This is a genomic window from Kitasatospora arboriphila (assembly GCF_039528095.1).
GTDB classification, from domain to species: Bacteria; Actinomycetota; Actinomycetes; order Streptomycetales; family Streptomycetaceae; genus Kitasatospora; species Kitasatospora arboriphila.
The window spans coordinates 138,519-160,210 of record NZ_BAAALD010000008.1; the positions used below are offsets into that span (position 1 = coordinate 138,519).

The window sequence follows — 21,692 nt, forward strand, 5'->3', positions numbered from 1 at the left end:
AGCCGGGGCCGCCGAGGGTCTCCGGGCCGCCGTCGCGGCCGGCGCCGCCGGGGCGGTCAGATCATCGGTTCGGAGGCGAGCTGCTGCTCGGCCCGCTGGCGCTCCACGACGGCGTCCTCGGTCATCGCCCGGTCCGTGTAGACGAGCGGCCGCTCGGACTCGGTGATGATGTGCTTGACCACCTGGACGTTGCCGTTGACGTCCCAGACCGCGATGCCGGGCGACAGGGTCGGAATGATCTCCACCGCCCAGCGCGGCAGGCCCAGCACCCGGCCGGTGGCTCTCGCCTCCTCGGCCTTCTGCATGTAGATCGTGCGGGTGGAGGCCATCTTCAGGATCGCGGAGGCCTCCTTCGCGGCCGCACCGTCCACCACGTCCGACAGGTGGTGGACCACCGCCACGAAGGACAGGCCGAGACGGCGGCCGAACTTCAGTAGGCGCTGGAAGAGCTGCGCCACGAACGGGCTGTTGATGATGTGCCAGGCCTCTTCGACCAGGAAGATCCGCTTCACCCGGTCCGGCCGCAGCCAGGTGTGCTCCAGCCAGACCCCGACGATCGCCATCAGGATCGGCATCGCGATCGAGTTCCGGTCGATGTGCGACAGGTCGAAGACGATCAGCGGCGCGTCCAGGTCGATGCCGGCCGTGGTCGGGCCGTCGAACATGCCACGCAGGTCGCCGTCGACCAGCCGGTCCAGTACCAGCGCCACGTCCAGGCCCCAGGACTGCACGTCGCCGACGGCCACCCCCAGCGACTCCACCGAGGAGAGCTCGGGGTTGCGCAGGGTGGCGATGATGTCGTCCAGCACCGGCTGGCGGTCCTTCACCGTGGCGTGCACGTGGGCGTGCGCGGCCTTCAGCGCGAAGCCGGCCCGCTCCTCCAGCCCGCGCCCCATCGCCACCTCGATGATGGTGCGCAGCAGTGACAGCTGGCCGGTGGTGGTGATCGACGGGTCGAGCGGATTGAGCTTCACCCCGCCGTCCCGGGCCGCCATCGGGTCGAGCCGGATGGACTTTATGCCGAGCGCGTTGGCGATCAGGTTCCACTCGCCGACGCCGTCCTCGCCCTGCGCGTCCAGCACCACCACCTGCCGGTCACGGAACCGCAGCTGGCGCAGCACGTACGTCTTCTCCAGCGCCGACTTGCCGTTGCCGGACTCGCCGAGCACCAGCCAGTGCGGCGCCGGCAGCTGCTGGCCGTACAGCTGGAACGGGTCGTAGACGTAGCCCTTGCCGCTGTACACCTCGCGGCCGATGATGACGCCCGAGTCGCCCAGGCCCGGCGCGGCGGTCGGCAGGTAGACCGCCTGCGCCTGGCCGGTGGAGGTGCGGACGGGCAGACGGGTGGTCTCCACCTTGCCGAACATCAGGCTGGTGAAGGCGTCGGTGAGGTTGCCGATCACGGGGTCCCCTCCCTCAGCGGCGGATGCCGGTCGCGAACGGCAGCGTGTTGACGAACGCCCGGTGGTGCTCGCGGTCGCACCACTCCAGCTTGAGGTAGCTCTTGCCGGCCGAGGCGCGGATGGTCCGCTTGTCGCGGGCCAGCGCCTCGGGGGTGCGGGCCGAGACCGTGATGTACCCGACCAGGTTGACGCCGGCCGCGCCGGAGGCGAGGTCGTCGCCGCGCTGGTCGACCCGGCCGGTGTGCGCCAGGTCGCGCGGGTCGACGGTGCGGTTCATCTTGGCCGCGCGGTTGGCCTCGGCCTCGTCGTTGGTCTTCTCGGTGAGCATCCGCTCGATGGCGACGTCGGTCGGCTCCAGGTCCATGGTGACGGCGACCGTGCGGATCACGTCCGGGGTGTGCACCAGCAGCGGCGCCAGGAAGTTCACGCCGACCGGGGTCAGCGGCCACTCCTTGACCCAGGCGGTGGCGTGGCACCACGGCTCCCTGGTCGCCGACTCGCGGGTCTTCGCCTGCAGGAACTGCTGATGGGTGGCGTCCAGCTCGGCCGGCCAGGCGTTGCGCCGGCTCATCGCCTGGATGTGGTCGATCGGGTGGTCCGGGTCGTACATCGAGTGCACCAGCGAGGCCAGCCGGGCCTGGCCCAGCGGCTGCCGGACCCGGATGTCCGCCTCCGCCAGACGGGCGCAGATGTCCGTCAGCTCACGGGCCATCACCGTCGCCAGGCCCTCGTCGTCGCGCTGCCGCCGGCCGTCCGCCGTCCGCCCCATGGCGTGCGCCTCGGCCGCCAGGTCGCGGGTGTAGTGCATACAGGCCACCAGGTACGCGCGGTGCTGCTCGGACGAGGTCGACACCATCGACTGCAGCTGGTCGTACGACTCCTTGAGCCAGCGCGGCGCCTCGTCGGCGCCGCGGCGCTCCACGTCCTTGGCGTGCGCGTCCGGGTCCGCGGGCAGCGTCCGGGCCAGGATCTGCAGGCGGGTCACGAAGCCGTCGCCGTTCGCCACGTGCTTGAGCAGCGTGCCGAACCGGTCGACCAACGCCTCCTGGTCCTCCGAGTCGCGCAGGCCGACACCCGGGCCCTCGATCTCGATCGCGGCGGTGACCGTCCGGCGCTCCAGGTGCATCAGCACCCCGACCTCGTCCGGCCCGAACGGCGCGGACAGCCAGCGCAGCCGGCCCACCCCGGGCGGCGGCCCGATCTCCACCTCGCGACCGTCCAGCCGGGTGCCCGCGTCGATCACCTCGGACTTCCAGACCGCCCGGCCGCTGCGCACCGTCCGCCGGTACGTCCGGTTGATCTCCACCCACTTGTAGAAGGTACGGCGGCGGTACGGCACGTACACGGCCATGATCGCCAACAGCGGGAAGCCCACCAGGCCGGCGATCCGCAGCGGCAGGACCGGCATCAGCAGACCCCACATCATGCCGAGGAACGCGCCGAAGATGATCAGCACGATCTCGCCGGACTCGCGGTTGCGTCCGATCGGCGCGTTCGGCCGGGACTTGCCGATGAGGTAGGTGCGGCGCTGGTGCACGTACGGCTGGGCGTACTGGGCGCCGAACTGGCCGAGCGGTTCGCTGCTCACCCGTCACCCTCCCTTCGTGGGGTTGTTGATCGGGGCGGGGGCCGGAACGTTGGGCTGGGCGGGCGGCGCCGCGGCGCGGCCGGCGTGCGCGGCGATGCCCGGCGCGATGCCGGAGCCGCCCGCGCCGGAGGAGGCGTTGGCCGCCTGCGGGCCGCCGCGCGAACCGTGCGCCGAGATGCCCTGCTTGACCAGGTTCGCCGGGCCGTTGATCATCGCCGAACCGGCGGAGACCGCACTCGCCCGGGCCCGCCGCACCTGCTGGAGCTCGTCGCCGAAGCCGGGCACGAAGCGGTAGACGGCCGCACTGGAAAAAATCGACAGGAAGAGGATCGCGAGACCGGAGAGCACCCGGGCGAAGTCGTCGTCGGCCCCGGCCCCGGTGGCGACCGCGCCGGCCAGACCCAGGATGATCACGATGATCGGCTTCGCCAGGTCCACCGCCAGCATCAGGCCGGCCCAGCGGCGGACGTGCTTCCACAGCTGCTTGTCCACCAGGCCCGCGTACACGGCGGTGCCGAGCAGCGCGCCCACGTACAGCATCGCGGCCCGGATCAGCAGCTCGATCCAGAGCACGGCGGCGGCCAGCACGGCCACCAGCGACACGATGATCAGGATCAGCGGACCGCCGCCGAGCGAGCCCTTCTCCAGGGTGTCCGCGAAGCCGCCCAGGTAGGTGCCGGTGTCCGACTTGGTGCCGGCCGAGATCGCCGCCGTCAGGCCGTCCGTCGCCGAGACCACCGTGTAGAGGATCAGCGGGGTGAACGCCGAGGCCACCACCGTCAGCCACAGGAAGCCGATCGCCTCCGAGAACGCCTGCGTCAGCGGGGCACCGCGCACCGCCCGCTTGGTCACCGCCAGCAGCCACAGCACCAGCGTGATGACCGTCGAACCGGCGAACACCACCGCGTACTGCTGCAGGAAGGCGGCGTTGGTGAAGTCCACCTGCGTCGTGCCGTCGATCGCCCCCGACAGCTTGCGCACCACCCAGGCGGCGGCCTGCGCACAGCCCTTGGCCAGCGACCCAAGGGGGTCGGTGACGGTGCCGACCGTGTCGCCCCCGACGACGGCCGCGCCGGGCGGAGCGCACTGCCCGCCCGCGCCGGGCAGCGGCACGCTCTGCGCCGCGCAGGTGGACGACGGCGTCGGCGAGGGCGTGGGGTCGGCGAACACCCGCTGGGCGGTGATCAGCGCGGTGGCCTGCAGGACGGCGAGTGCGCCGCCCAGCGCACCGGCCCGTCGGACGAAGGATCTGGTCGAGCCGTCACCGCGCATAGCGGAAGCCTCCGAACCTCTGGACTGCGTCAGTGATCTGCTGGGCCGTGGCCGCCTGCTGATCACCCGGAACGGGGGCAGGGCCCGAGGCCCGGTCGAAGTCGGTCACCTTCCAGTCACTGCCGGTCCAGCGCATGGTGACGGTGAGGGTGTACCAGTCCTGGGAGACCGGCCTGGTCGAGCCGTCGCCGGCGAGCCCGTGCAGCCCGGTGCACCACACCTCCACCGTGGTCGCCGTGTCGGCGTAGTTGGTGGTGCGGGTGCCGACGGGGACGGTGCGGCTGACGAAGGTGAGGCCCTTGGGGGCCCGGCCCTCGGCGTCGAGGCCGAAGCGGCCGTTGTTCTCGGCGGTGAAGGCGGCGTCGAGCCGCTGCTGGATCGCGGCGGCGACGGTGGGGTCGGAGACGGTGTCGACGACGGTGTGGCGGCTCGCGGTCCGGAACATCTCCGCGGAGCCGAGGGCGGTGGCGTAGTTGGCCGCGGCCGACTGGGCGCCCTGGTCGGTGTGCGGGAAGCCGTTGGCGATGCCGTTGGCGGTGGTGTCGACGGGTTTGGTGCCGCTCGGCGCGGTCGCGGCCGCACCGGCCTGGGTGCCGTCCCCGGAGCCGGGGGCGGCGGTGCCGCTGCCGGCGCTGCCCCGGTCGGGCTTGCCGCGGTTGGCGACGGAGACGGCGATCACCAGCAGGGTGACCACGAGCAGGACGGTCAGCAGGGTCCGGACGGGACGCGGCTGACGTGCGGTCATCTGGTGGGAGGGCTGTTCGCCGACCGGCAGCCGCGTACGGGTGTGCGGCTGGTCGTCGGACAACGGCACGGCGGCCCTCCTGGTGCGGGGAGCCCCGCGGGGCCCCGGTGACGCGAACACGACTGTGCCGGCAGAGTCGCATGGCCGCTCTGCCGGGATGACTATCCGATCCGTACGATCGTCAGATCGCCATGCCGTAGACAATGGTGAACAGGGTGCCCAGCGATCCGATGATGAACACGCCGGTCAGTCCCGCGATGATCAGTCCCTTGCCCTGCTCGGCACTGAACGTGTCGCGCATCGCGGTGGCGCCGATGCGCTGCTTGGCGGCCCCCCAGACCGCGATGGCGAGGCAGGCCAGGATGGCGACCGCCATCACGACCTCGACCATCACCCGCGCCTCGGACCCGAGGCTGGCGAACGGTCCCCAGTCCGGGGCGATGCCGCCGATGATGGTGTCGATGTTGGCCTTCTTGGGTGGGTCCTCGGCCAGGTAGCCGACCACCTTGCTGTCCACGCTGCTCAGGTTCATTCCATCTCACCGCCCGATCAGGCAAATTCAAGGCCCCGGAACACGGCTTCGCGAAGGGGCAGGACCTATTCTTGGCCAGATCTGATGTCGACTTGGCTATATCTCGCGGATTGGTCGTGAGGCGCGGGACACGTACGACAGGATGTCCACCGTACGAAGGATACCGCTCACTCTTCGTATCTGTGTTGATTGCGCTGAGCAATGCCTTCCGGAACACTCGCAACTGACGCCACGTCGGGGATGGTGCTGATGGTACTCCGCAGAGCGGGCACGGCGGCCGCCGCTGCAGCGGTTGTGACGGTCGGTTTCGTCGGAATCGTCACGGTCGGGACCTTCGCCGCGAGCGGCACGGCCCGGTCGGGTACCAACCACCTCTCGATCTCGTCGGGCACGGTGCCGACGGCGTACCGGCCGCTGATCGAGAAATGGGGCGCCCTCTGCCCCGAGATCTCGCCCCCGATGCTCGCGGCGCAGCTGTACCAGGAGAGCGGATTCGACCCGACCGCCAAGAGCCCGGCCAAGGCGTACGGCATGGCGCAGTTCCTGGAGGGCACCTGGGCCACCTACGGGGTGGACGCCAACGGCGACGGCCGGCGCGACATCTGGGACCCTGCGGACGCCATCGCCTCGGCCGCCACCTACGACTGCGCACTGGCCAAGGACGTCTCCACCGTGCCCGGCGACCGGCAGGCGAACATGCTGGCCGCCTACAACGCCGGCCCGTACGCGGTGATAAAGGCCGGCGGGGTCCCGGGCTACCGGGAGACCCAGGGCTACGTGAAGAACATCCAGTCGCTGGCCAGGAGCTTCACCGCGCCGGCCCCGCAGACCGCGGTCGGGCTCTCCCAGCAGGCCGCGGGTGCGATCTACTTCGCGCAGACCAAGCTCGGCACGCCGTACCTGTGGGGCGGCGAGGGCCTGCCCTCGCAGCAGGGGCGCTTCGACTGCTCGGGCCTCACCCAGGCCGCGTTCGAGAGCGTCGGCATCGCCCTGCCCCGGGTGGCCAACGACCAGTGGTACGCCGGCGAGCACCCCTCCCGGGACCAACTCCGCCCGGGTGACCTGGTGTTCTTCGCGAACGACCTGAACGATCCGCGGTCCATCCACCACGTCGGGATCTACGTCGGCGGCGGCTACATGATCGACGCCCCGCACACCGGTGCGGTGATCCGCTACGACACCATCGACCAGCGCGACTACATCGGCGCCACCCGGGTCACCCCGGACGGTGCCGCGGCTCTGCCCGTCCGCAACGCCGACGGTACGATCAGCGGCGGCCAGGGCCCGAAGCAGAGCTGAGCCGCCGGACCGCCCCGGGTGTGGGCGGACGGTGGACGGCGAGTCAATTTTCCGTGACGCGCGGTCTCCGCGGAACCCTCCGGCCTGCTCAGAACGTTGTTGCTCCGTACCGGACCATGCCCCGGCCGCGACCTGCCGGGACGGGGGGACGCAGGCGGTGCACCGGGCCGGTGCACCGGACACAGAGAGGGAGGTGCGGCGTGTCGACGCTGCTCGCCGACACGGGCAACCCCGACCTGGGCCTGCTCCGCGCGATCAACGGGCTGGCCGTCTCGGCCCCGCGATGGCTGGACTCCGCGGTCTCGTGGATCGGCGAGTACGGCATCCTGCTCGGCCTGGCCGCGGTCTGCCTGACGGCCTGGCTGCAGGCCCGCCGCCGGCCGGACGCCCCGGTGGCGGTGGCCGGCCTGCTGTGGGCGCCGCTGGCGGTGGCGATCTCCGAGCTGGCGAACCTGCCGATCTCGGCGATCGTGGACCGGCCGCGCCCCTTCGTGGACCATCCCGAGCTGGAGGTCCTGGTGGAGGGCAAGGAGGGCACCCTCTCCTTCGTCAGCGACCACTCGGCGATGTCGATGGGCATCGCCGTCGCCCTGCTGCTGGTGAACCGCCGGCTGGGCCTGGTCGCGGGCGCGCTGGCCCTGCTGCAGGGCTTCTGCCGGATGTACATGGGCGTGCATTACCCGACGGACGTGATCGGCGGCTTCGCCCTGGCCACCGCCGTGGTGCTGCTGCTGGCGCCGCTGGCGATGGCGGTGCTGGTGCCGTTCTGCCACGCGCTCACCAGGACGGCGGCCGCGCCGCTGGTGGTCGCCCGCAAGCCGGCCCGTGGGGGTGCCGGGGACGGCCGCAGCCGTCGGCGGCGCGAGCCCGCCGCGGTCGAGCAGCCGGCTCCGGAGTCCGACCTGGCGGCCTGAGCCCCGCTCCGGCGCTCCGGCGGGCGGTCAGGCGGGCGGTCAGGCGGTGCCGTCGCGCCGGTGTTCGTCGGCGTCCCGTCGGGCGCGGTCGCGGGAGCGCCGCCCCGGGGCGAACCAGCCGCAGCTGCAGCTGGCGAAGCAGAACGATCCGCGTTCCTGGAGAGCCACCAGGTGGGCGGGGGGCGGGACCGGCACGGACTCCGCCGGGACGTCGCTGGACACGTGCTTCACCGTAACGCGCCGACCGGGGGGCGCGCGGACGATTCCGTACGCCGGAACGGCCGTAACCCTTGCGGGTCGGGCTCGTTGGGCCCTGGAGAGCTCTGCCCATCCGGGGTGGCTGCTTGCCGGGCATCGGTGCCCGAGGGGGTTGTGTCGATCGTGAAGAAGCTGAAGCCCGTCCGCACCGCCGCGGCGGCGCTGCTGGCAGCCGTCCTGTCCGCCTGCTCGGGCGGGGGCGCCGAGCCGCAGGGCGGCTCGGCGGACGTGCTCTCCGCCGACCCCCTGACCGCGGTGCGCTCCGCGGCCGACATCACCGGCCGGACGGGCTCGGCCCGCACCACCACCGAGCTGGTCACCGAGTCGGCGGAGAAGAAGGCCGTGTTCAACGGCACCGGCGGCTACGACTACGTGAAGCGGATCGGCACGCTGGAGATCGACGTGCCGCCCGGCGCGGCCACCACCGGCACGATCAAGGAGATCGTCCTGCCGGGCACGGTCTACCTGCAGAACAGCGGTGCCAAGGTCCCGGCCGGCAAGTGGGTCCGGCTGGATGTCCGCCAGCTCCCCGACGGCAACCTGGTCAGCAGCGGGGCCACGGACCCGGCCAGCGCCGCCGGCGCGCTGCGCGGCGCGGAGTCGGCCGAGCTGGTCGGCACCGAGACGGTCGACGGCACCGAGCTCAAGCACTACAAGGGCACCCTGGACCTCGCCAAGGCGGCCGAGGCCACCGGCGGCCGGGGCGCGGACGGCCTGCGGATGGCCGCGCAGACCTTCACGGCGAAGCAGGTGCCGTACGAGGTGTGGCTGGACGCCCAGGGGCGGGTGCACAAGGTGGTGGAGACCTTCGCCTTCGCCGGGGTGGCGGGCTCCAAGGAGGCGAAGGACCAGGTGAAGGTGGTCTCGACCACCTCGCTGGCCGATTTCGGCACCCCCGTCCGGGCGTCCGAGCCGTCCTCCGCCGACATCTACTCGCCGAAGGCCTCGGCACCTGCGAAGTGACGGCTCCGGGGGCCTGCAGCCAGGTTCCGGCCGCCGGCCCTAGTGCCTGTGGCCGCAGAGATGACCCGTCCGTGCCATACGGCGGGGCGCCGCTCCTCCTTACCCTGGAGGACGGGGTACCGCCGTCCTGGCCGGGAGGCGGCGCTGGAGGGGTGGTGCAGGTGGCATCCTCGGACGGCCGCGCGGGCGGCCACGACAAGACCGCGCTCGACGAGATCGAGCTGGCCGGCGAGCTCATGATCGCCGCATCGACCAGTTCCGACGAGAAACTGGCCACCGAGCAGATCGACCGGGTACTGCTCGACCGGGTGCCGGCGGCGCCGCGGCAGGACGGCGCCGAACGGTCGCCCGTCGGCTGACGGCGGTGCCGGGGCCGCGCCGCGCGGGTCGGGGCGACGGCCGTCGTTCCCGCCGCCCGTGCCCGCGCTGACCGGTGTTCAGCGGGTGACCCGCGCTCAGGTGCGCAGCAGCCGGGAGATGGCGGCGGTGGCTTCGGCGACCTTGCCGTCGAGTTCGGCGCCGCCCTGCTCGGCGGCGGCGGCCACGCAGTGCCGCAGGTGCTCCTCCAGCAGCGAGAGGGCGAAGGACTGCAGCGCCTTGGTGCCGGCGGAGACCTGGGTGAGGATGTCGATGCAGTAGACGTCCTCGTCGACCATCCGCTGCAGGCCGCGGATCTGGCCCTCGATCCGGCGCAGCCGCTTGAGGTGCTCGTTCTTCTGGGCGCTGTAGCCGTGCGGACCGCCGTGCGGGTGCGCCGCACCGGCCTCGGCGGTGACGTCGTCGCCGCCGGCCGCGGTGTCGGGGGTGCCGGCCGCGGCCCCGGGGGTGCTGGTGTCCTCGGTGCGCGTCTGAATCGTGGTCATCCGGCCCGCCTCTGTCTCCCTGGTCGCCGTCCCTGGACCTCCAGTGTCCAACACGGGAGGCTCCCTGCATGTTCCGCCGTCCGGGCCGGGAACGGATCTCCTCGTGCACGGCGGGAGCAATCCGGCCGGGGTTCCGCCAGACTGGGGAACCGCGCCAACACCCCGTTTGCACGCCCGGGACGACGAACGCCTAGAGTCGTTCAGTCCCTACCCCGCACATCGGAGATTTCCGTGCGTTTTAGCCTGACCCCGAAGGAGACGAGCTTCTACGACATGTTCGCCGCCGCGGCGGAGAACCTCGTCGTCGGGTCGAAGCTCCTGCTGGAACTGCTGGGATCAGACGTGTCGGCCCGCGCGGAGATCGTCGAGCGCATGCGCGCCGCCGAGCACGCCGGCGACGACACCACCCATGCGATCTTCCACCAGCTGAACTCCTCCTTCATCACGCCCTTCGACCGTGAGGACATCTACAGCCTCGCCGGTTCGCTGGACGACATCATGGACTTCATGGAGGAGGCGGTCGACCTGGTCGTCCTCTACGACATCGAGTCCCTGCCGAAGGGTGTCGAGCAGCAGATCGAGGTGCTGGCGCGGGCCGCCGAGCTGACCGCGGAGGCGATGCCGAACCTGCGGTCGATGCAGAACCTCACCGAGTACTGGATCGAGGTCAACCGGCTGGAGAACCAGGCGGACCAGATCCACCGCAAGCTGCTGGCCCACCTGTTCTCCGGCCAGTACGACGCGATCGAGGTGCTGAAGCTGAAGCAGGTCGTCGACGTCCTGGAGGAGGCCGCCGACGCCTTCGAGCACGTGGCGAACACGGTGGAGACCATCGCGGTCAAGGAGTCCTGACCTCCGTGGACACGGCAGCACTCATCGTCGTCATCGGCGTGGCCTTCTTCTTCACCTACACCAACGGCTTCCACGACTCGGCGAACGCGATCGCCACCTCGGTCTCCACCCGGGCGCTGACCCCGCGGGCGGCGCTGGCGATGGCCGCGGTCATGAACCTGGCCGGCGCCTTCCTCGGTTCGGGGGTGGCGCACACCGTCTCCAGCGGCATCATCGAGACGCCCACGGGCAGCCAGGGCATGGCGATCCTCTTCGCCGCACTGGTCGGCGCGATCACCTGGAACCTGGTCACCTGGTACTTCGGCCTCCCCTCGTCCTCCTCGCACGCCCTGTTCGGCGGCCTGGTGGGTGCGGCGCTGGCCGGCGGCACCGCGGTGATCTGGAGCGGCGTCGTCGACAAGATCATCATCCCGATGGTGGTCTCGCCGGTGGTCGGCCTCGTCGGCGGCTTCCTGGTCATGCTGGGCATCCTGTGGATCTTCCGCCGGGCCAACCCGCACCGCGCCAAGCGCAACTTCCGGGTCGCGCAGACCGCCTCGGCCGCCGCCATGGCCCTGGCCCACGGCCTGCAGGACGCCCAGAAGACCATGGGCATCGTGGTGATGGCGCTCACCATCTCGGGCCACCAGGCCACCGGCGACATCCCGATCTGGGTGAAGGTGTCCTGCGCGACCATGCTGTCGCTGGGCACCTACGCGGGCGGCTGGCGGATCATGCGGACCCTCGGCCGCAAGATCATCGAGCTGGACCCGCCGCAGGGCTTCGCCTCCGAGGCCACGGCGTCGACCGTCATGTACATCACGTCGTTCGTCTACGCGGCGCCGATCTCCACCACCCACGTGATCACCTCGGCGATCATGGGTGTGGGTGCCACCAAGCGGATCCGCGCGGTCCGCTGGGGCGTCGCCAAGAACATCGTGCTCGGCTGGTTCATCACCATGCCGGCGGCCGCCCTGGTGGCCGCCGCGATGTACGGCGTCGTGGACCTGCTCTTCCTCTGATCCCCGACGAGCCCGCCCGGAAGGGTGCAGGGCCCGCCCCCACATCACGGGGGCGGGCCCTGCGTACTTCGCGGCGGCACCGCCATGCAGCACCGCGAAGTAGTCGGTGGGGCTCCGGGGAGCCCGGCCCGGTCAGCCGAAGCGGCCGGAGATGTAGTCCTCGGTCGCCTGCACGGACGGGTTGGAGAAGATCCGCTGGGTGTCGTCCAGCTCGATCAGCTTGCCCGGCTGGCCGACGCCGGCCAGGTTGAAGAAGGCGGTGCGGTCGGAGACGCGGGCCGCCTGCTGCATGTTGTGGGTCACGATGACGATCGTGTACTGGGACTTCAGCTCGCCGATCAGGTCCTCGATGGCGAGGGTGGAGATCGGGTCGAGGGCGGAGCAGGGCTCGTCCATCAGCAGGACCTGGGGCTCGACCGCGATGGCGCGGGCGATGCACAGGCGCTGCTGCTGGCCGCCGGAGAGGCCGGCGCCGGGCTTGTTCAGCCGGTCCTTGACCTCGTTCCAGAGGTTGGCGCCCTTGAGGGACTTCTCCACCACGCCGTCCAGCACGGACTTCCTCCGCACGCCGGCGAGCTTGAGGCCGGCCACCACGTTGTCGTAGATCGACATGGTGGGGAAGGGGTTCGGCCGCTGGAACACCATGCCGACCGAGCGGCGCACGGCGACCGGGTCGACGTTGGAGGCGTACAGGTTCTCGTCGTCCAGCATCACCTTGCCCTCGACGCGGGCACCGGGGATGACCTCGTGCATGCGGTTGAGGGTGCGCAGGAAGGTGGACTTGCCGCAGCCGGACGGGCCGATGAAGGCCGTCACGGAGCGGGGCTCGATGGTCATCGAGATGTCCTCGATGGCGCGGGTGGCTCCGTAGTAGGCGGACAGTCCGCTGACGTCGATGCGCTTGGCCATGGTCTTTCTCTTCTCTCGTCTCGTACGTCAGTCGGGTCAGCGTCCGCCCTTGGGCGAGCGCCAGCGTGCGATGCCCCGCGCGACGAGGTTGAGCCCCATCACGAAGAAGATCAGCACCAGCGCGGCGCCCCAGGCGCGGGCGTAGCCGAAGTCGTTGTTGACCATCGAGTACTGCTGCCAGATGTAGAGCGGCAGCGACTGCTGCGGTCCGTTGAAGGGGTCGCCGTTGATGGCGTCGGCGCCGAAGACCAGCATCATGACCGGCGCGGTCTCGCCGGTGATGCGGGCGACGGCCAGCATCACACCGGTGGTGATGCCGCCGATCGCGGTCGGCAGCACGATGCGCAGGATGGTCTTCCACTTCGGCACGCCCAGGGCGTACGAGGCCTCGCGCAGCTCGTTCGGGACGAGCTTGAGCATCTCCTCGGTGGAGCGGACGACGACCGGCATCATCAGGATGGCCAGCGCGAGGCTGCCGGAGAAGCCCGAGTACTCGAACCCGAGCAGGATGTTCCAGAGCGAGAGGATGAACAGACCGGCGACGATCGACGGCACGCCCGTCATAACGTCGACGAAGAAGGTGACCCACTTGGCGAGCCGGCCGCGGCCGTACTCCACCAGGTAGACCGCGGTCAGCAGACCGATCGGGGCGGCGATCAGGGTCGCCAGCAGGACCTGCTCCAGGGTGCCGATCAGCGCGTGGTAGATGCCGCCGCCGGGGCCGGAGGAGATCACGTTCTTCATGGAGTGGGTCAGGAAGTTGCCGTCCAGCACTTCCAGGCCCTGCTGCACGGTGTAGAAGGTCAGCGCGACCAGCGGGACGACGGCCAGGATGAAGGCGACCCAGACCACCGCGGTGGCGAGCCGGTCCTTGGCCTGGCGGCGGCCCTCGACGCGGGCGGAGAGCGCGTAGCTCAGCACCACGAAGAGCGCGGCGGCGATCATGCCCCACTGCAGGTGGCTGGCGAGTCCGGCGCCGGCGCCGACGGCGCAGCCGAGGCCGATAGAGAGGAGCGCGACGCCGGCCGGCGCCCACTTGGGGAGCCGTGCGGTGGTCAGGTTGCGGCGCAGCTGCGGAGCCGGGTCCGCAATGGTGGTCGCGGTGCTCATGCGTTGGCCCCCGAGTACTCCTTGCGGCGCGCGATGATCAGTCGGGCGGCGCCGTTCACCAGCAGGGTGATCACGAAGAGGACCAGGCCGGAGGCCATGAGGGCGTCACGGCCGAACGGCTGGGCCTCGTTGAACTTGAGCGCGATGTTCTGCGCGAAGGTGCCGCCGCCGGGGTCGAGGACGTGCAGCGAGAGGATGCTGTTGGCGGAGAGCACGATGGCGACGGCGATGGTCTCGCCGAGCGCGCGGCCGAGGCCGAGCATCGAGGCGGAGATGATGCCGGGGCGGCCGAAGGGCAGCACCGCGGTGCGGATCATCTCCCAGCGGGTGGCGCCGAGGGCGAGGGCCGCCTCCTCGTGCATCCGCGGGACCTGCCGGAAGACCTCGCGGCTGACCGCGGTGATGATCGGCAGGACCATGATCGCCAGCAGGATGCCGACGGTGAAGAGGTTGCGCGGGGTGACGCCGGCCTGGGTCTGGTCGAAGACGTACGTCCAGCCGAGGTACTGGTCCATCCACGCGGTCAGGCCGTCCATGTGCGGGACCAGGAACAGCACGCCCCACAGGCCGTAGACGATGCTGGGCACCGCGGCGAGCAGGTCGACCAGGTAGGCGAAGGGCTGTGCGATGCGGCGGGGGGCGTAGTGCGAGATGAACAGCGCGATGCCGACGGCGACCGGCACCGCGATCACCATGGCGATCAGCGCGCTGACGATGGTGCCGAAGGTGAGGACGGCGATGCCGAAGACCGGCTTGGGCGCGTCCGGGTTCCACTCGAAGGTGGTGAGGAAGTTGCCCTCGTCCATGGACAGCGCGATGCCCGAGCGGTAGGCGAGGAAGCCTGCGATCGCGGCCATGATGACCAGCAGCAGGATGCCCGACCCCCGGGAGAGGTTGAAGAAGATGCTGTCGCCGAGCCGGCTGTCGCTCCGGCTCCGGCGGGCCCTGCCCCGTGCGGCGGCAGGGGGGGATGAAGTCATGATCGTCTACTCCGGTCTGACGGTGCTGCCCCCGTGGGGGACGGCACCTGGCGGCGGTGCCCCGGACGTGTGGTGCTCTTGGTGTGGTGCTTCCGGCGGGGCGGCCCGTCCCCCCTCTGAGGGCCGCCCCACCGGTGGTGCGGGGGTCAGGCCAGGGTCGGGATGACGGCCTGGACCTTGGAGGAGAGCTCCTTCGGCAGCGGGACGTAGCCCTTGGCGCCGATGGCCTGCTGGCCGGCGTCGCTGACGGTGTAGGTCAGGAAGGACTTCAGCGTGTCGAGGCTCTCGGCCTTGTTGCCCTTGTCGCAGACGATCTCGTAGGTGACCAGGACGATCGGGTAGGCGCCCTCGTCCTTGGTCGCGTAGTCGAGGCTCAGGGCCAGGTCGCTGCCGGTGCCGGCGATCTTCGCCTTGGCGAAGGTGGTGGCGGCGTTCACGGCGGTCGCGTCGACCGGCTTGGAGGCGCCGGTGTTGATGGCGGCGCTCTTCAGGCTGTTGGTCTGGGCGTAGGAGAGCTCGACGTAGCTGATCGAGTTCTTGACCTGCTTGACCTGCGCGGAGACGCCGGCCGAGCCGTTGGCGGACTGGCCGCCCTTGCCCGCCCAGGTCTTGCTGGCCGGGTAGGTCCAGGCGCCGCCGGAGGCCTTGGCCAGGTAGCCGGTCAGGTTGGCGGTGGTGCCCGAGTCGTCCGAGCGGTGGATGGCCTGGATCGGCGCGTCCGGCAGGGCGACGCCCGGGTTCAGCGCGGCGATCGCCGGGTCGTTCCACTTGGTGATCTGCGAGTCGAAGATCTTGGCGACGGTCGGGCCGTCGAGGACGAGCTTGTCGACGTTCTCGACGTTGAAGACGATCGAGATCAGGCCGCCGACCATCGGCAGGTTGACGCCCTGGCCGCCGGTGCAGACCTGCTTCGAAGCGTCGACCTCGGCGGGCTTGAGGGCCGAGTCGGAGCCGGCGAAGGCGACCTTGCCCTGGTTGAACTGCTGGACGCCGGCGCCGGAGCCGCCGCCGCCGTAGGTGATGGTCGAGCCGGAGCAGGCGGAGCCGAAGGCGGCCTTCCAGACGTCGATCGCGTTGGTCTGGGCGGTCGAACCCGCACCCAGCAGCTGGCCGCCCTTGCCGCAGGCGATCTGGGCGGCGGGGGCCGCACCGGAGGCCGCGGCGCTGCTGCCCGAGCTGCTGGTCGAGTTGTCGTCCGTACCGCAGGCCGCGAGCGACAGCGTGCCGACGAGCGCCATGGCACCGATGGCGAGGGCCTTGGAGCCGTTCCGCTGGAGCTTCACTGGGTGTCCCTTTCTGAGGCAAACCCGGCGCCCTGACGAGCTCGTCGATGGCTCGATCAGCGCGGGTTTCGCTGTGGTCCGGGGCCCGTTCGGCCCTCCGGTGGTCCCGAAGGTAGGCCGGGCAGGTGACGCGTCAGGCGGTCGCAAATGAACGGATGGTGAACCTCGAACGGCTGGCGGGAAACCGAGGTCGGTAGTAACGGTTGCGTCACGGTGAGGGCGCGGTGAGATCACCCGGGACGGCCCCGCCGGGGCACTGCTGACCTGCGGCGGAACACGGCCGCGGGGTGTGCCGGGCGGCGCCCGTTCAGGCCCGTGCGCCGCCCAGCAGGACGAGCAGCGCGTCCACCAGGGCACGGTCCCGGACGTGCGTGAGACGGGCCTTCGCCTTCTTCGGGGGAAGCCATTCCAGCCGGTCGACCTCGCGCCCGGGGGTGAACGCGCCACTGGTCGGCACCGCCGCCCAGTAGCGCACCTCCTTGGGCCGGCCGTCGACCAGGTAGTGCTGCGCGGGCAGCTCCTGGCCTAGGACGCAGTGCATCCCGGTCTCCTCGCGCAGCTCGCGCAGCGCCGCCGCCTGCCAGCCCTCGCCGGGTTCGAGCTTGCCCTTGGGCAGGCTCCAGTCGTCGTACTTCGGCCGGTGGATCACGGCGATCCTCGGCTTCTTCAGGCCCCGGCCGTCCTTCTTCGGCCCGCCGGGCACCCAGAGCACCCCGCCGGCGGCCAGCACGGTCGGCCCGTAGCCGGGCACGGCGGCCCGCATGGCGGGCGCGCCGCCGCGCCGGGACCGCCCGGTGAGCCGGACGCGGAAGGGATTGGCAGCGCGGTGCTGCGCTGCGGTCAGACGGTCGCCCATTCGTGCCATCCGTGGTGCGGGAGCTTCGGCCACTGGTGGCCGAAGGCGTACCGGGCCGCCTCCACCTCCAGTCGCTGATCAGCATGCACCACACCGAGCACGTACGCGGTCGCCGGCGTGATCCGCGGCGTGCGGGCCGCGGTGGAGGCGGTGGCGGCGGCGTCCGAGGCGTCCCGGTGGCGGTCGAGCACCGCGTCCAGCCGGTCCAGCTCGGCGGTCGGCACCCCGCACACCTCCAGCGCGTAGCGGGCCCGCTTCGCCAGCACCCGGACGCGGTGCCAGGGCTCGTCGTCCGCCGCCAGCAGCGCGTCGGCGTCGGAGGGGGAGGCGCTGCGGGCCGCGGGCAGCACCGCGAGCCGGTGCAGGCCGTCACCGCCGTACGGCTCCGCCGCGCGGGCCAGCGGCAGCCGCTCGGCCGCCGCGGCGAGTGCGCCGAGCGCCCCGGCGGCGTGCTGCACCAGTGCGCCGCCGCCCCGCCCGGCCACCTCGTCCAGCAGCGGCACCTCGCCGCTCAGCAGCGTCATCCGGTCGGCCAGCGCGTGCAGCCGCGCCGTCCGCAGTTCCTGCAGCAGCGCGGTGTGCGTCCTCGTCCGGGCGAGGGTGAGCTGCCGCTCCAGCAGCGCACGGGCCTTGGGCGCACCGGCGTGCCCGGCCAGCATGCCGGGCGACTCGGAGCCGGTGTCGCTCAGCGAGTCCAGCGCGGCGAGCAGCCGGGACGACCGGCGCCGGTAGCCGGGCTCCCGACCGAGCAGGTCGAGCAGCCAGGCCAGCTCCGTCCGCAGCTCACCGGTCCAGCCGGGTTCGAAGGCGGCGCCGAAGGTGTGCAGGGCACCGCCGATCCGCCGGACGGCGCGCAGGAGGTCGTCCGCACCCGCCGCCGAGGCCGGGAGCGAGCCCGGTCTCGACCCGGCCTCGCCCACCGCCTGCGGCAGGGCGCGCAGGAACGCGCCGGCCTGGGTGGTGAGGTAGCCGGAGAGGACTTCCCCCGCGGACGCGCTCGGCGCCGACGGGGCCGTCATCGGCGAATCGGTCATGACAAGGACTCCCCCGTGTGGTCGTCCCGGGCCGCCGCGGCCGCCGTCCCGGCCACCGCCGGAACCGGGGGCACGGGCGACGGCCCGGGCAGTGGTCAGCGGCCCGCGGTCGCGTTCCGGTGGCGCTTGCGCGAGGCGATGAACAGGTCCTGGACGTGCTGCAGCGGCCTGCCCTCGGCGTCGGTCGAGTGCCGCGTCCAGCTCCCGTCGGCACCGAGGTGCCAGGACTCGGTCTCGTCGGAGACCCCGAGGTCGAGCAGCCCGGACAGCTCCGCCCGGTGCGCCGGGTCGGAGACCCGCACCAGCGCCTCGATCCGGCGGTCCAGGTTGCGGTGCATCATGTCCGCGCTGCCGAACCACACCTCGGGCTCGCCGCCGTTGCCGAACACGAAGATCCGCGAGTGCTCCAGGAACCGGCCGAGCACGCTGCGCACCCGGACGTTCTCGCTCAGCCCGGCGACGCCGGGGCGGATCGCGCAGATGCCGCGCACCCACACCTCCACCGGCACGCCGGCCTGCGAGGCCCGGTACAGCGCGTCGATCACCGCCTCGTCGACGATCGAGTTGACCTTGATCTTCACGTACGCCGGACGGCCGGCCCGGTGGTGCGCGATCTCCCCGTGGATCCGCGAGACCAGGCCGTCCCGCAGCCCGCGCGGCGCGGTCAGCAGGCGCCGGTAGGACTCGCGGCGCGAGTACCCGGACAGCCGGTTGAAGAGGTCCGAGAGGTCCGCGCCGACCTGCGGGTCCGCGGTCAGCAGACCGAGGTCCTCGTAGAGCCGGGCGGTCTTCGGGTGGTAGTTGCCGGTGCCGACGTGCGCGTAGCGGCGGAGCGTCTCGCCCTCCTGCCGGACCACCAGGGACAGCTTGCAGTGCGTCTTCAGCCCGATCAGGCCGTACACCACGTGGCAGCCGGACTCCTCCAGCTTGCGGGCCCACTTGATGTTGGCCTGCTCGTCGAAGCGGGCCTTGATCTCCACCAGGACGAGGACCTGCTTGCCGGACTCGGCCGCGTCGATCAGCGCGTCGACGATCGGCGAGTCACCGGAGGTCCGGTACAGCGTCTGCTTGATCGCCAGCACGTGCGGGTCGGCCGCGGCCTGCTCCAGGAAGGCCTGCACCGAGGTGGAGAAGCTGTCGTACGGGTGGTGCAGCAGCACGTCCCGCTCGCGCATCGCGGCGAAGATGTCCGGCTGGGACGCCGACTCCACGTCGGTCAGCCCGCGCGCGGTGCCCGCGACGAACTTCGGGTACTTCAGCTCCGGCCGGTCCAGGTCGGAGATGCCGAACAGCCCGGTCAGGTCGAGCGGCCCGGGCAGCGGGAACACCTCGGATTCGCTGACGTTCAGCTCGCGCACCAGCAGGTCGAGGATGTACGGGTCGATCGACTCCTCGACCTCCAGGCGGACGGGCGGGCCGAAGCGCCGCCGCATGAGCTCCTTCTCCAGCGCCTTGAGGATGTTCTCGGCGTCGTCCTCCTCGACCTCCAGGTCCTCGTTGCGGGTCACCCGGAAGGCGTGGTGGGCGAGCACCTCCATGCCCGGGAAGAGCTCCTCCAGGTGCGCCCCCATCACGTCCTCCAGCGGGACGTACCGCTGCGGCGACGCCTCCAGGAAGCGGGACAGCGACTGCGGCACCTTCACCCGGGCGAAGTGCTTGTGCCCGGAGACCGGGTTCCGCACCACGACGGCCAGGTTCAGGCTGAGGCCGGATATGTACGGGAAGGGGTGCGCCGGGTCGACGGCCAGCGGCGTCAGCACCGGGAAGATCTGCTGGCGGAAGAGCGTGTGCAGCCGGGCCTGCTCCTTCTCCAGGAGCTCGGGCCAGCGGACCACCTCGATGCCCTCGGCGGCCAGGTCGGGCAGCACCTCGTGCTGGAAGGACGCCGCGTGGCGGGCCATCAGCTCGCGCGCGCGCCGCCAGATCAGGTCCAGCACCTCGCGCGGCTGCAGTCCGGAGGCGCTCCTGGTGGCCACGCCGGTGGCGATCCGGCGCTTGAGGCCGGCGACCCGGACCATGAAGAACTCGTCCAGGTTGCTGGCGAAGATCGCGAGGAACTTGGCCCGCTCCAGCAGCGGGATGTCCGGGTCCTCGGCGAGTTCCAGCACCCGCTCGTTGAACGCCAGCCAGCTCCGCTCGCGGTCGAGGAAGCGTCCCTCCGGGAGGGCACCGAACTCGGTCTCGACGTCGGCGAGCGCGGAGTGCACCCCGCCCGTGGAGCTGGCCGTCGCCGACCGGGGCGCGATCCGGGCGGCTGCCGGCTCGTCGTTCACCGGCACGCCGAGGCCGTTGGTGATCGCGCTCGGCAGCGCGGCCGGGACGGCCGGGGCGGGCTCCGCCGCGGCCGCCCGGGCCGCGGCGGTCCGCGGACGGGTCTCGCCCGCCGCCGTGGACCTGCCGGCCGCCTTGGGGACGCGGGCACGGCTCTTGGACGCCTGCTTGGCTGCCTGCTTGGAGCCCGCACCGGAGGCGGGGCCGGGGGCCGCACCGGACGAGGCGGAGACGGGGCCAGGGATGGTCATCGGTGCCAGCTCCTCATGCAGGGCGAAGTCCCGGGCGCACGTACCGCGGTCGTCAGCCGTGTTCGCGGCGGCGTACGTGTGTGTGGCGTACGCAGCGTCCTCGTCCCGCCACTCCAGTGCCCACCCGCCGGGAGCGGCCGGGCGGAGCCGAGCCGGTCGGCGGGCGGAGCGCGGACGAGGCACTACGGGCGTCATCCTGTGATCTTCGCGGCGTCAATTGAATCCACGGTAAACACCGGATGGCCAGGAGGAAAGCTGAGTCGGTCACCCCTGTGGGCCGGAACCACCGGCCGGGCCGGCCTCCTGGACGCGGTACATCAGGTCCACCTCGTGGACGGTGAAGCCCAACCGTTCATATACCCGCACCGCCGCCGGATTGTCAGCGTCCACATAAAGAAGGACGGCCGGCACCCCGCGGTCCCGGATCAGGTGCCGCAGGCCCGCCGCGGTGAGCGCCCGGCCGAGGCCGCTGCCCTGCTCGCCCGGGGCCACACCGACCACGTACACCTCGCCCAGGCCGTCGGGGTGCACCTTCGTCCAGTGGAAGCCGACCGGCTCGCCGTCACGGACGGCGAGGAAGAAGCCGGCCGGGTCGAACCAGGGCTCGGCGAGCCGGTCCGCGAGGTCCGCCTCCGTCCAGGCGCCCTGCTCGGGGTGGTGCGCGAAGGCCAGCGCGTTCAGCGCCAGCCAGGCCCGGTCGTCCTCGCCCGGACGGAAGGTCCGGAGCTCCACCCCCTCCGGGAGCACCGGCTCGGGCACCTCCTGCCCGGCGGGCCGGCGCATCTGCCGCAGCTCCCGGACGAGCTCGCCGTCGAACCGCTCCGCCAGCCGGGCCGCACCGGGGTGGCCCCCGTGCGCCCAGCAGTCCACCGCCTTGGCCGGTGCGAGCTCCGCGAGGACCGCCTCGGCCAGCCGGCCGCCGAGTCCGCGGCGCCGCAGCTCAGGGTGGACGGCCAGCTCAGCCGTCGCCGAACTCCCGTCGCCGGCGACCTCCAGCTGCGCGTACCCCGCCGGACGGCCGTTCAGCGTCTGCAGCAGGTGCCGCACGCCCGGACGACCCGCGCCCACCCGGAGCCGCAGCCGGCCCGCCTCCGAGACCGCCTCCCGGCCGTCGTCGACGGAGGCCGCCGTCAGCACGGACTTCGCAAGGAAGAGATCCTCGGCGGTCAGCTCGGACATGACACGGATGCTCTCGCCGGAGGGCGGCGTCGTGGTGGTCTCCATAGGGCGACCCTACGTCGCCGTCGCACACCGGCCGTGCCGAACCCGGAAATGCGAGAAGCCCCGCCCGGTGTCCCCGGGCGGGGC

At 71.8% G+C, this 21,692-nt stretch carries 21 protein-coding genes; 6 read left to right on the forward strand and 15 right to left on the reverse strand.

All coding sequences use genetic code 11. From position 1 onward, the window contains the following. Positions 1 to 56 precede the first annotated feature (56 nt). The 5 genes from ABD353_RS06995 to ABD353_RS07015 all read right to left on the reverse strand — a co-directional run bounded on the left by ABD353_RS06995 (position 57) and on the right by ABD353_RS07015 (position 5,540). Positions 57 to 1,367, reverse strand: coding sequence for an ATP-binding protein (locus ABD353_RS06995; protein ID WP_344622616.1), 1,311 nt, complete (start codon positions 1,365 to 1,367; stop codon positions 57 to 59). 49 nt (positions 1,368 to 1,416) lie between these two features. Continuing rightward, positions 1,417 to 2,991 (reverse strand): SCO6880 family protein, encoded by a 1,575-nt coding sequence (locus ABD353_RS07000; protein WP_344622594.1) that lies wholly within the window; start codon positions 2,989 to 2,991, stop codon positions 1,417 to 1,419. 3 nt (positions 2,992 to 2,994) lie between these two features. Then, positions 2,995 to 4,263: a hypothetical protein gene (locus tag ABD353_RS07005; protein ID WP_344622595.1), complete on the reverse strand. Its 1,269-nt coding sequence runs from the start codon at positions 4,261 to 4,263 to the stop codon at positions 2,995 to 2,997. After that, positions 4,253 to 5,077 carry a DUF8175 domain-containg protein gene (locus tag ABD353_RS07010; protein ID WP_344622596.1) on the reverse strand — a complete coding sequence of 275 codons (825 nt, stop codon included), beginning with the start codon at positions 5,075 to 5,077 and terminating at the stop codon, positions 4,253 to 4,255. The genes ABD353_RS07005 and ABD353_RS07010 overlap by 11 nt, the downstream gene beginning before the upstream one ends. Before the next feature lie 112 nt (positions 5,078 to 5,189). Continuing rightward, the gene (locus tag ABD353_RS07015) at positions 5,190 to 5,540 is read right to left on the reverse strand and encodes a hypothetical protein (RefSeq protein WP_263104159.1); all 351 of its coding nucleotides are present in this window, start codon (positions 5,538 to 5,540) and stop codon (positions 5,190 to 5,192) included. Positions 5,541 to 5,789: 249 nt separating this feature from the next. Here ABD353_RS07015 and ABD353_RS07020 point away from each other — a divergent pair, with 249 nt between their 5' ends. Together ABD353_RS07020 and ABD353_RS07025 are read left to right on the forward strand one after the other, a co-directional pair. Further along, entirely contained in the window at positions 5,790 to 6,839 is a 1,050-nt protein-coding gene (locus tag ABD353_RS07020; protein ID WP_344622597.1) for a C40 family peptidase, read from the forward strand. A 200-nt stretch (positions 6,840 to 7,039) separates the two neighbouring features. After that, the gene (locus tag ABD353_RS07025; RefSeq protein WP_344622598.1) at positions 7,040 to 7,753 is read left to right on the forward strand and encodes a phosphatase PAP2 family protein; all 714 of its coding nucleotides are present in this window, start codon (positions 7,040 to 7,042) and stop codon (positions 7,751 to 7,753) included. 39 nt (positions 7,754 to 7,792) lie between these two features. On the opposite strand, the gene ABD353_RS07030 is transcribed toward ABD353_RS07025, so the two are convergent. Continuing rightward, positions 7,793 to 7,975 (reverse strand): hypothetical protein, encoded by a 183-nt coding sequence (locus tag ABD353_RS07030; protein WP_344622619.1) that lies wholly within the window; start codon positions 7,973 to 7,975, stop codon positions 7,793 to 7,795. A 159-nt stretch (positions 7,976 to 8,134) separates the two neighbouring features. Between ABD353_RS07030 and ABD353_RS07035 the strand changes: the two genes are divergently transcribed. Both ABD353_RS07035 and ABD353_RS07040 read left to right on the forward strand, forming a co-directional pair. After that, the gene (locus ABD353_RS07035; protein ID WP_344622599.1) at positions 8,135 to 8,974 is read left to right on the forward strand and encodes an SCO4651 family lipoprotein; all 840 of its coding nucleotides are present in this window, start codon (positions 8,135 to 8,137) and stop codon (positions 8,972 to 8,974) included. A gap of 161 nt (positions 8,975 to 9,135) precedes the next feature. Beyond that, a complete protein-coding gene (locus ABD353_RS07040) occupies positions 9,136 to 9,333 on the forward strand; it encodes a hypothetical protein (protein WP_344622600.1) in 198 nt (65 codons plus the stop codon). Between the two features lie 96 nt (positions 9,334 to 9,429). On the opposite strand, the gene ABD353_RS07045 is transcribed toward ABD353_RS07040, so the two are convergent. Beyond that, a complete protein-coding gene (locus ABD353_RS07045) occupies positions 9,430 to 9,837 on the reverse strand; it encodes a metal-sensitive transcriptional regulator (RefSeq protein WP_344622601.1) in 408 nt (135 codons plus the stop codon). 231 nt (positions 9,838 to 10,068) lie between these two features. Here ABD353_RS07045 and ABD353_RS07050 point away from each other — a divergent pair, with 231 nt between their 5' ends. Further along, positions 10,069 to 10,689 carry a DUF47 domain-containing protein gene (locus ABD353_RS07050; RefSeq protein WP_030268712.1) on the forward strand — a complete coding sequence of 207 codons (621 nt, stop codon included), beginning with the start codon at positions 10,069 to 10,071 and terminating at the stop codon, positions 10,687 to 10,689. A 5-nt stretch (positions 10,690 to 10,694) separates the two neighbouring features. Further along, positions 10,695 to 11,690, forward strand: coding sequence for an inorganic phosphate transporter (locus ABD353_RS07055; protein WP_344622602.1), 996 nt, complete (start codon positions 10,695 to 10,697; stop codon positions 11,688 to 11,690). A gap of 132 nt (positions 11,691 to 11,822) precedes the next feature. Here the strand turns inward: ABD353_RS07055 and pstB are convergent, their stop codons facing one another. From pstB to mshD, 8 genes are all read right to left on the reverse strand, one after another. Continuing rightward, positions 11,823 to 12,599 (reverse strand): phosphate ABC transporter ATP-binding protein PstB, encoded by a 777-nt coding sequence (gene pstB, locus ABD353_RS07060; protein ID WP_344622603.1) that lies wholly within the window; start codon positions 12,597 to 12,599, stop codon positions 11,823 to 11,825. 36 nt (positions 12,600 to 12,635) lie between these two features. Further along, on the reverse strand, positions 12,636 to 13,709 hold the full coding sequence (gene pstA / locus ABD353_RS07065; protein WP_344622604.1) for a phosphate ABC transporter permease PstA: 1,074 nt from the start codon (positions 13,707 to 13,709) through the stop codon (positions 12,636 to 12,638). Next, complete coding sequence (gene pstC, locus ABD353_RS07070) at positions 13,706 to 14,689, reverse strand: phosphate ABC transporter permease subunit PstC (RefSeq protein WP_344622605.1); 984 nt, start codon at positions 14,687 to 14,689, stop codon at positions 13,706 to 13,708. The genes pstA and pstC overlap by 4 nt, the downstream gene beginning before the upstream one ends. A gap of 146 nt (positions 14,690 to 14,835) precedes the next feature. After that, on the reverse strand, positions 14,836 to 15,972 hold the full coding sequence (gene pstS, locus ABD353_RS07075) for a phosphate ABC transporter substrate-binding protein PstS (protein WP_344622606.1): 1,137 nt from the start codon (positions 15,970 to 15,972) through the stop codon (positions 14,836 to 14,838). 307 nt (positions 15,973 to 16,279) lie between these two features. After that, positions 16,280 to 16,735, reverse strand: coding sequence for an NUDIX hydrolase (locus ABD353_RS07080; RefSeq protein WP_344622617.1), 456 nt, complete (start codon positions 16,733 to 16,735; stop codon positions 16,280 to 16,282). A gap of 77 nt (positions 16,736 to 16,812) precedes the next feature. After that, positions 16,813 to 17,862: a CHAD domain-containing protein gene (locus tag ABD353_RS07085; RefSeq protein WP_344622607.1), complete on the reverse strand. Its 1,050-nt coding sequence runs from the start codon at positions 17,860 to 17,862 to the stop codon at positions 16,813 to 16,815. Positions 17,863 to 17,957: 95 nt separating this feature from the next. Continuing rightward, the gene (locus ABD353_RS07090) at positions 17,958 to 20,384 is read right to left on the reverse strand and encodes an RNA degradosome polyphosphate kinase (protein ID WP_344622608.1); all 2,427 of its coding nucleotides are present in this window, start codon (positions 20,382 to 20,384) and stop codon (positions 17,958 to 17,960) included. A gap of 264 nt (positions 20,385 to 20,648) precedes the next feature. Then, complete coding sequence (gene mshD / locus ABD353_RS07095; protein ID WP_425555089.1) at positions 20,649 to 21,608, reverse strand: mycothiol synthase; 960 nt, start codon at positions 21,606 to 21,608, stop codon at positions 20,649 to 20,651. Between the last annotated feature and the right edge of the window lie 84 nt (positions 21,609 to 21,692).

Coding starts and splice junctions, on each gene's coding strand:
- ABD353_RS07085 (WP_344622607.1), bottom strand. CDS start 17,862: ATGACCGATTCGCCGATGACGGCCCCGTCGGCGCCGAGCGCGTCCGCG.
- ABD353_RS07020 (WP_344622597.1), top strand. CDS start 5,790: ATGGTACTCCGCAGAGCGGGCACGGCGGCCGCCGCTGCAGCGGTTGTG.
- ABD353_RS07015 (WP_263104159.1), bottom strand. CDS start 5,540: ATGAACCTGAGCAGCGTGGACAGCAAGGTGGTCGGCTACCTGGCCGAG.
- pstA (WP_344622604.1), bottom strand. CDS start 13,709: ATGAGCACCGCGACCACCATTGCGGACCCGGCTCCGCAGCTGCGCCGC.
- ABD353_RS07080 (WP_344622617.1), bottom strand. CDS start 16,735: ATGCGGGCCGCCGTGCCCGGCTACGGGCCGACCGTGCTGGCCGCCGGC.
- pstC (WP_344622605.1), bottom strand. CDS start 14,689: ATGACTTCATCCCCCCCTGCCGCCGCACGGGGCAGGGCCCGCCGGAGC.
- ABD353_RS06995 (WP_344622616.1), bottom strand. CDS start 1,367: ATGTTCGGCAAGGTGGAGACCACCCGTCTGCCCGTCCGCACCTCCACC.
- pstB (WP_344622603.1), bottom strand. CDS start 12,599: ATGGCCAAGCGCATCGACGTCAGCGGACTGTCCGCCTACTACGGAGCC.
- ABD353_RS07005 (WP_344622595.1), bottom strand. CDS start 4,263: ATGCGCGGTGACGGCTCGACCAGATCCTTCGTCCGACGGGCCGGTGCG.
- mshD (WP_425555089.1), bottom strand. CDS start 21,608: ATGGAGACCACCACGACGCCGCCCTCCGGCGAGAGCATCCGTGTCATG.
- ABD353_RS07090 (WP_344622608.1), bottom strand. CDS start 20,384: ATGACCATCCCTGGCCCCGTCTCCGCCTCGTCCGGTGCGGCCCCCGGC.
- ABD353_RS07045 (WP_344622601.1), bottom strand. CDS start 9,837: ATGACCACGATTCAGACGCGCACCGAGGACACCAGCACCCCCGGGGCC.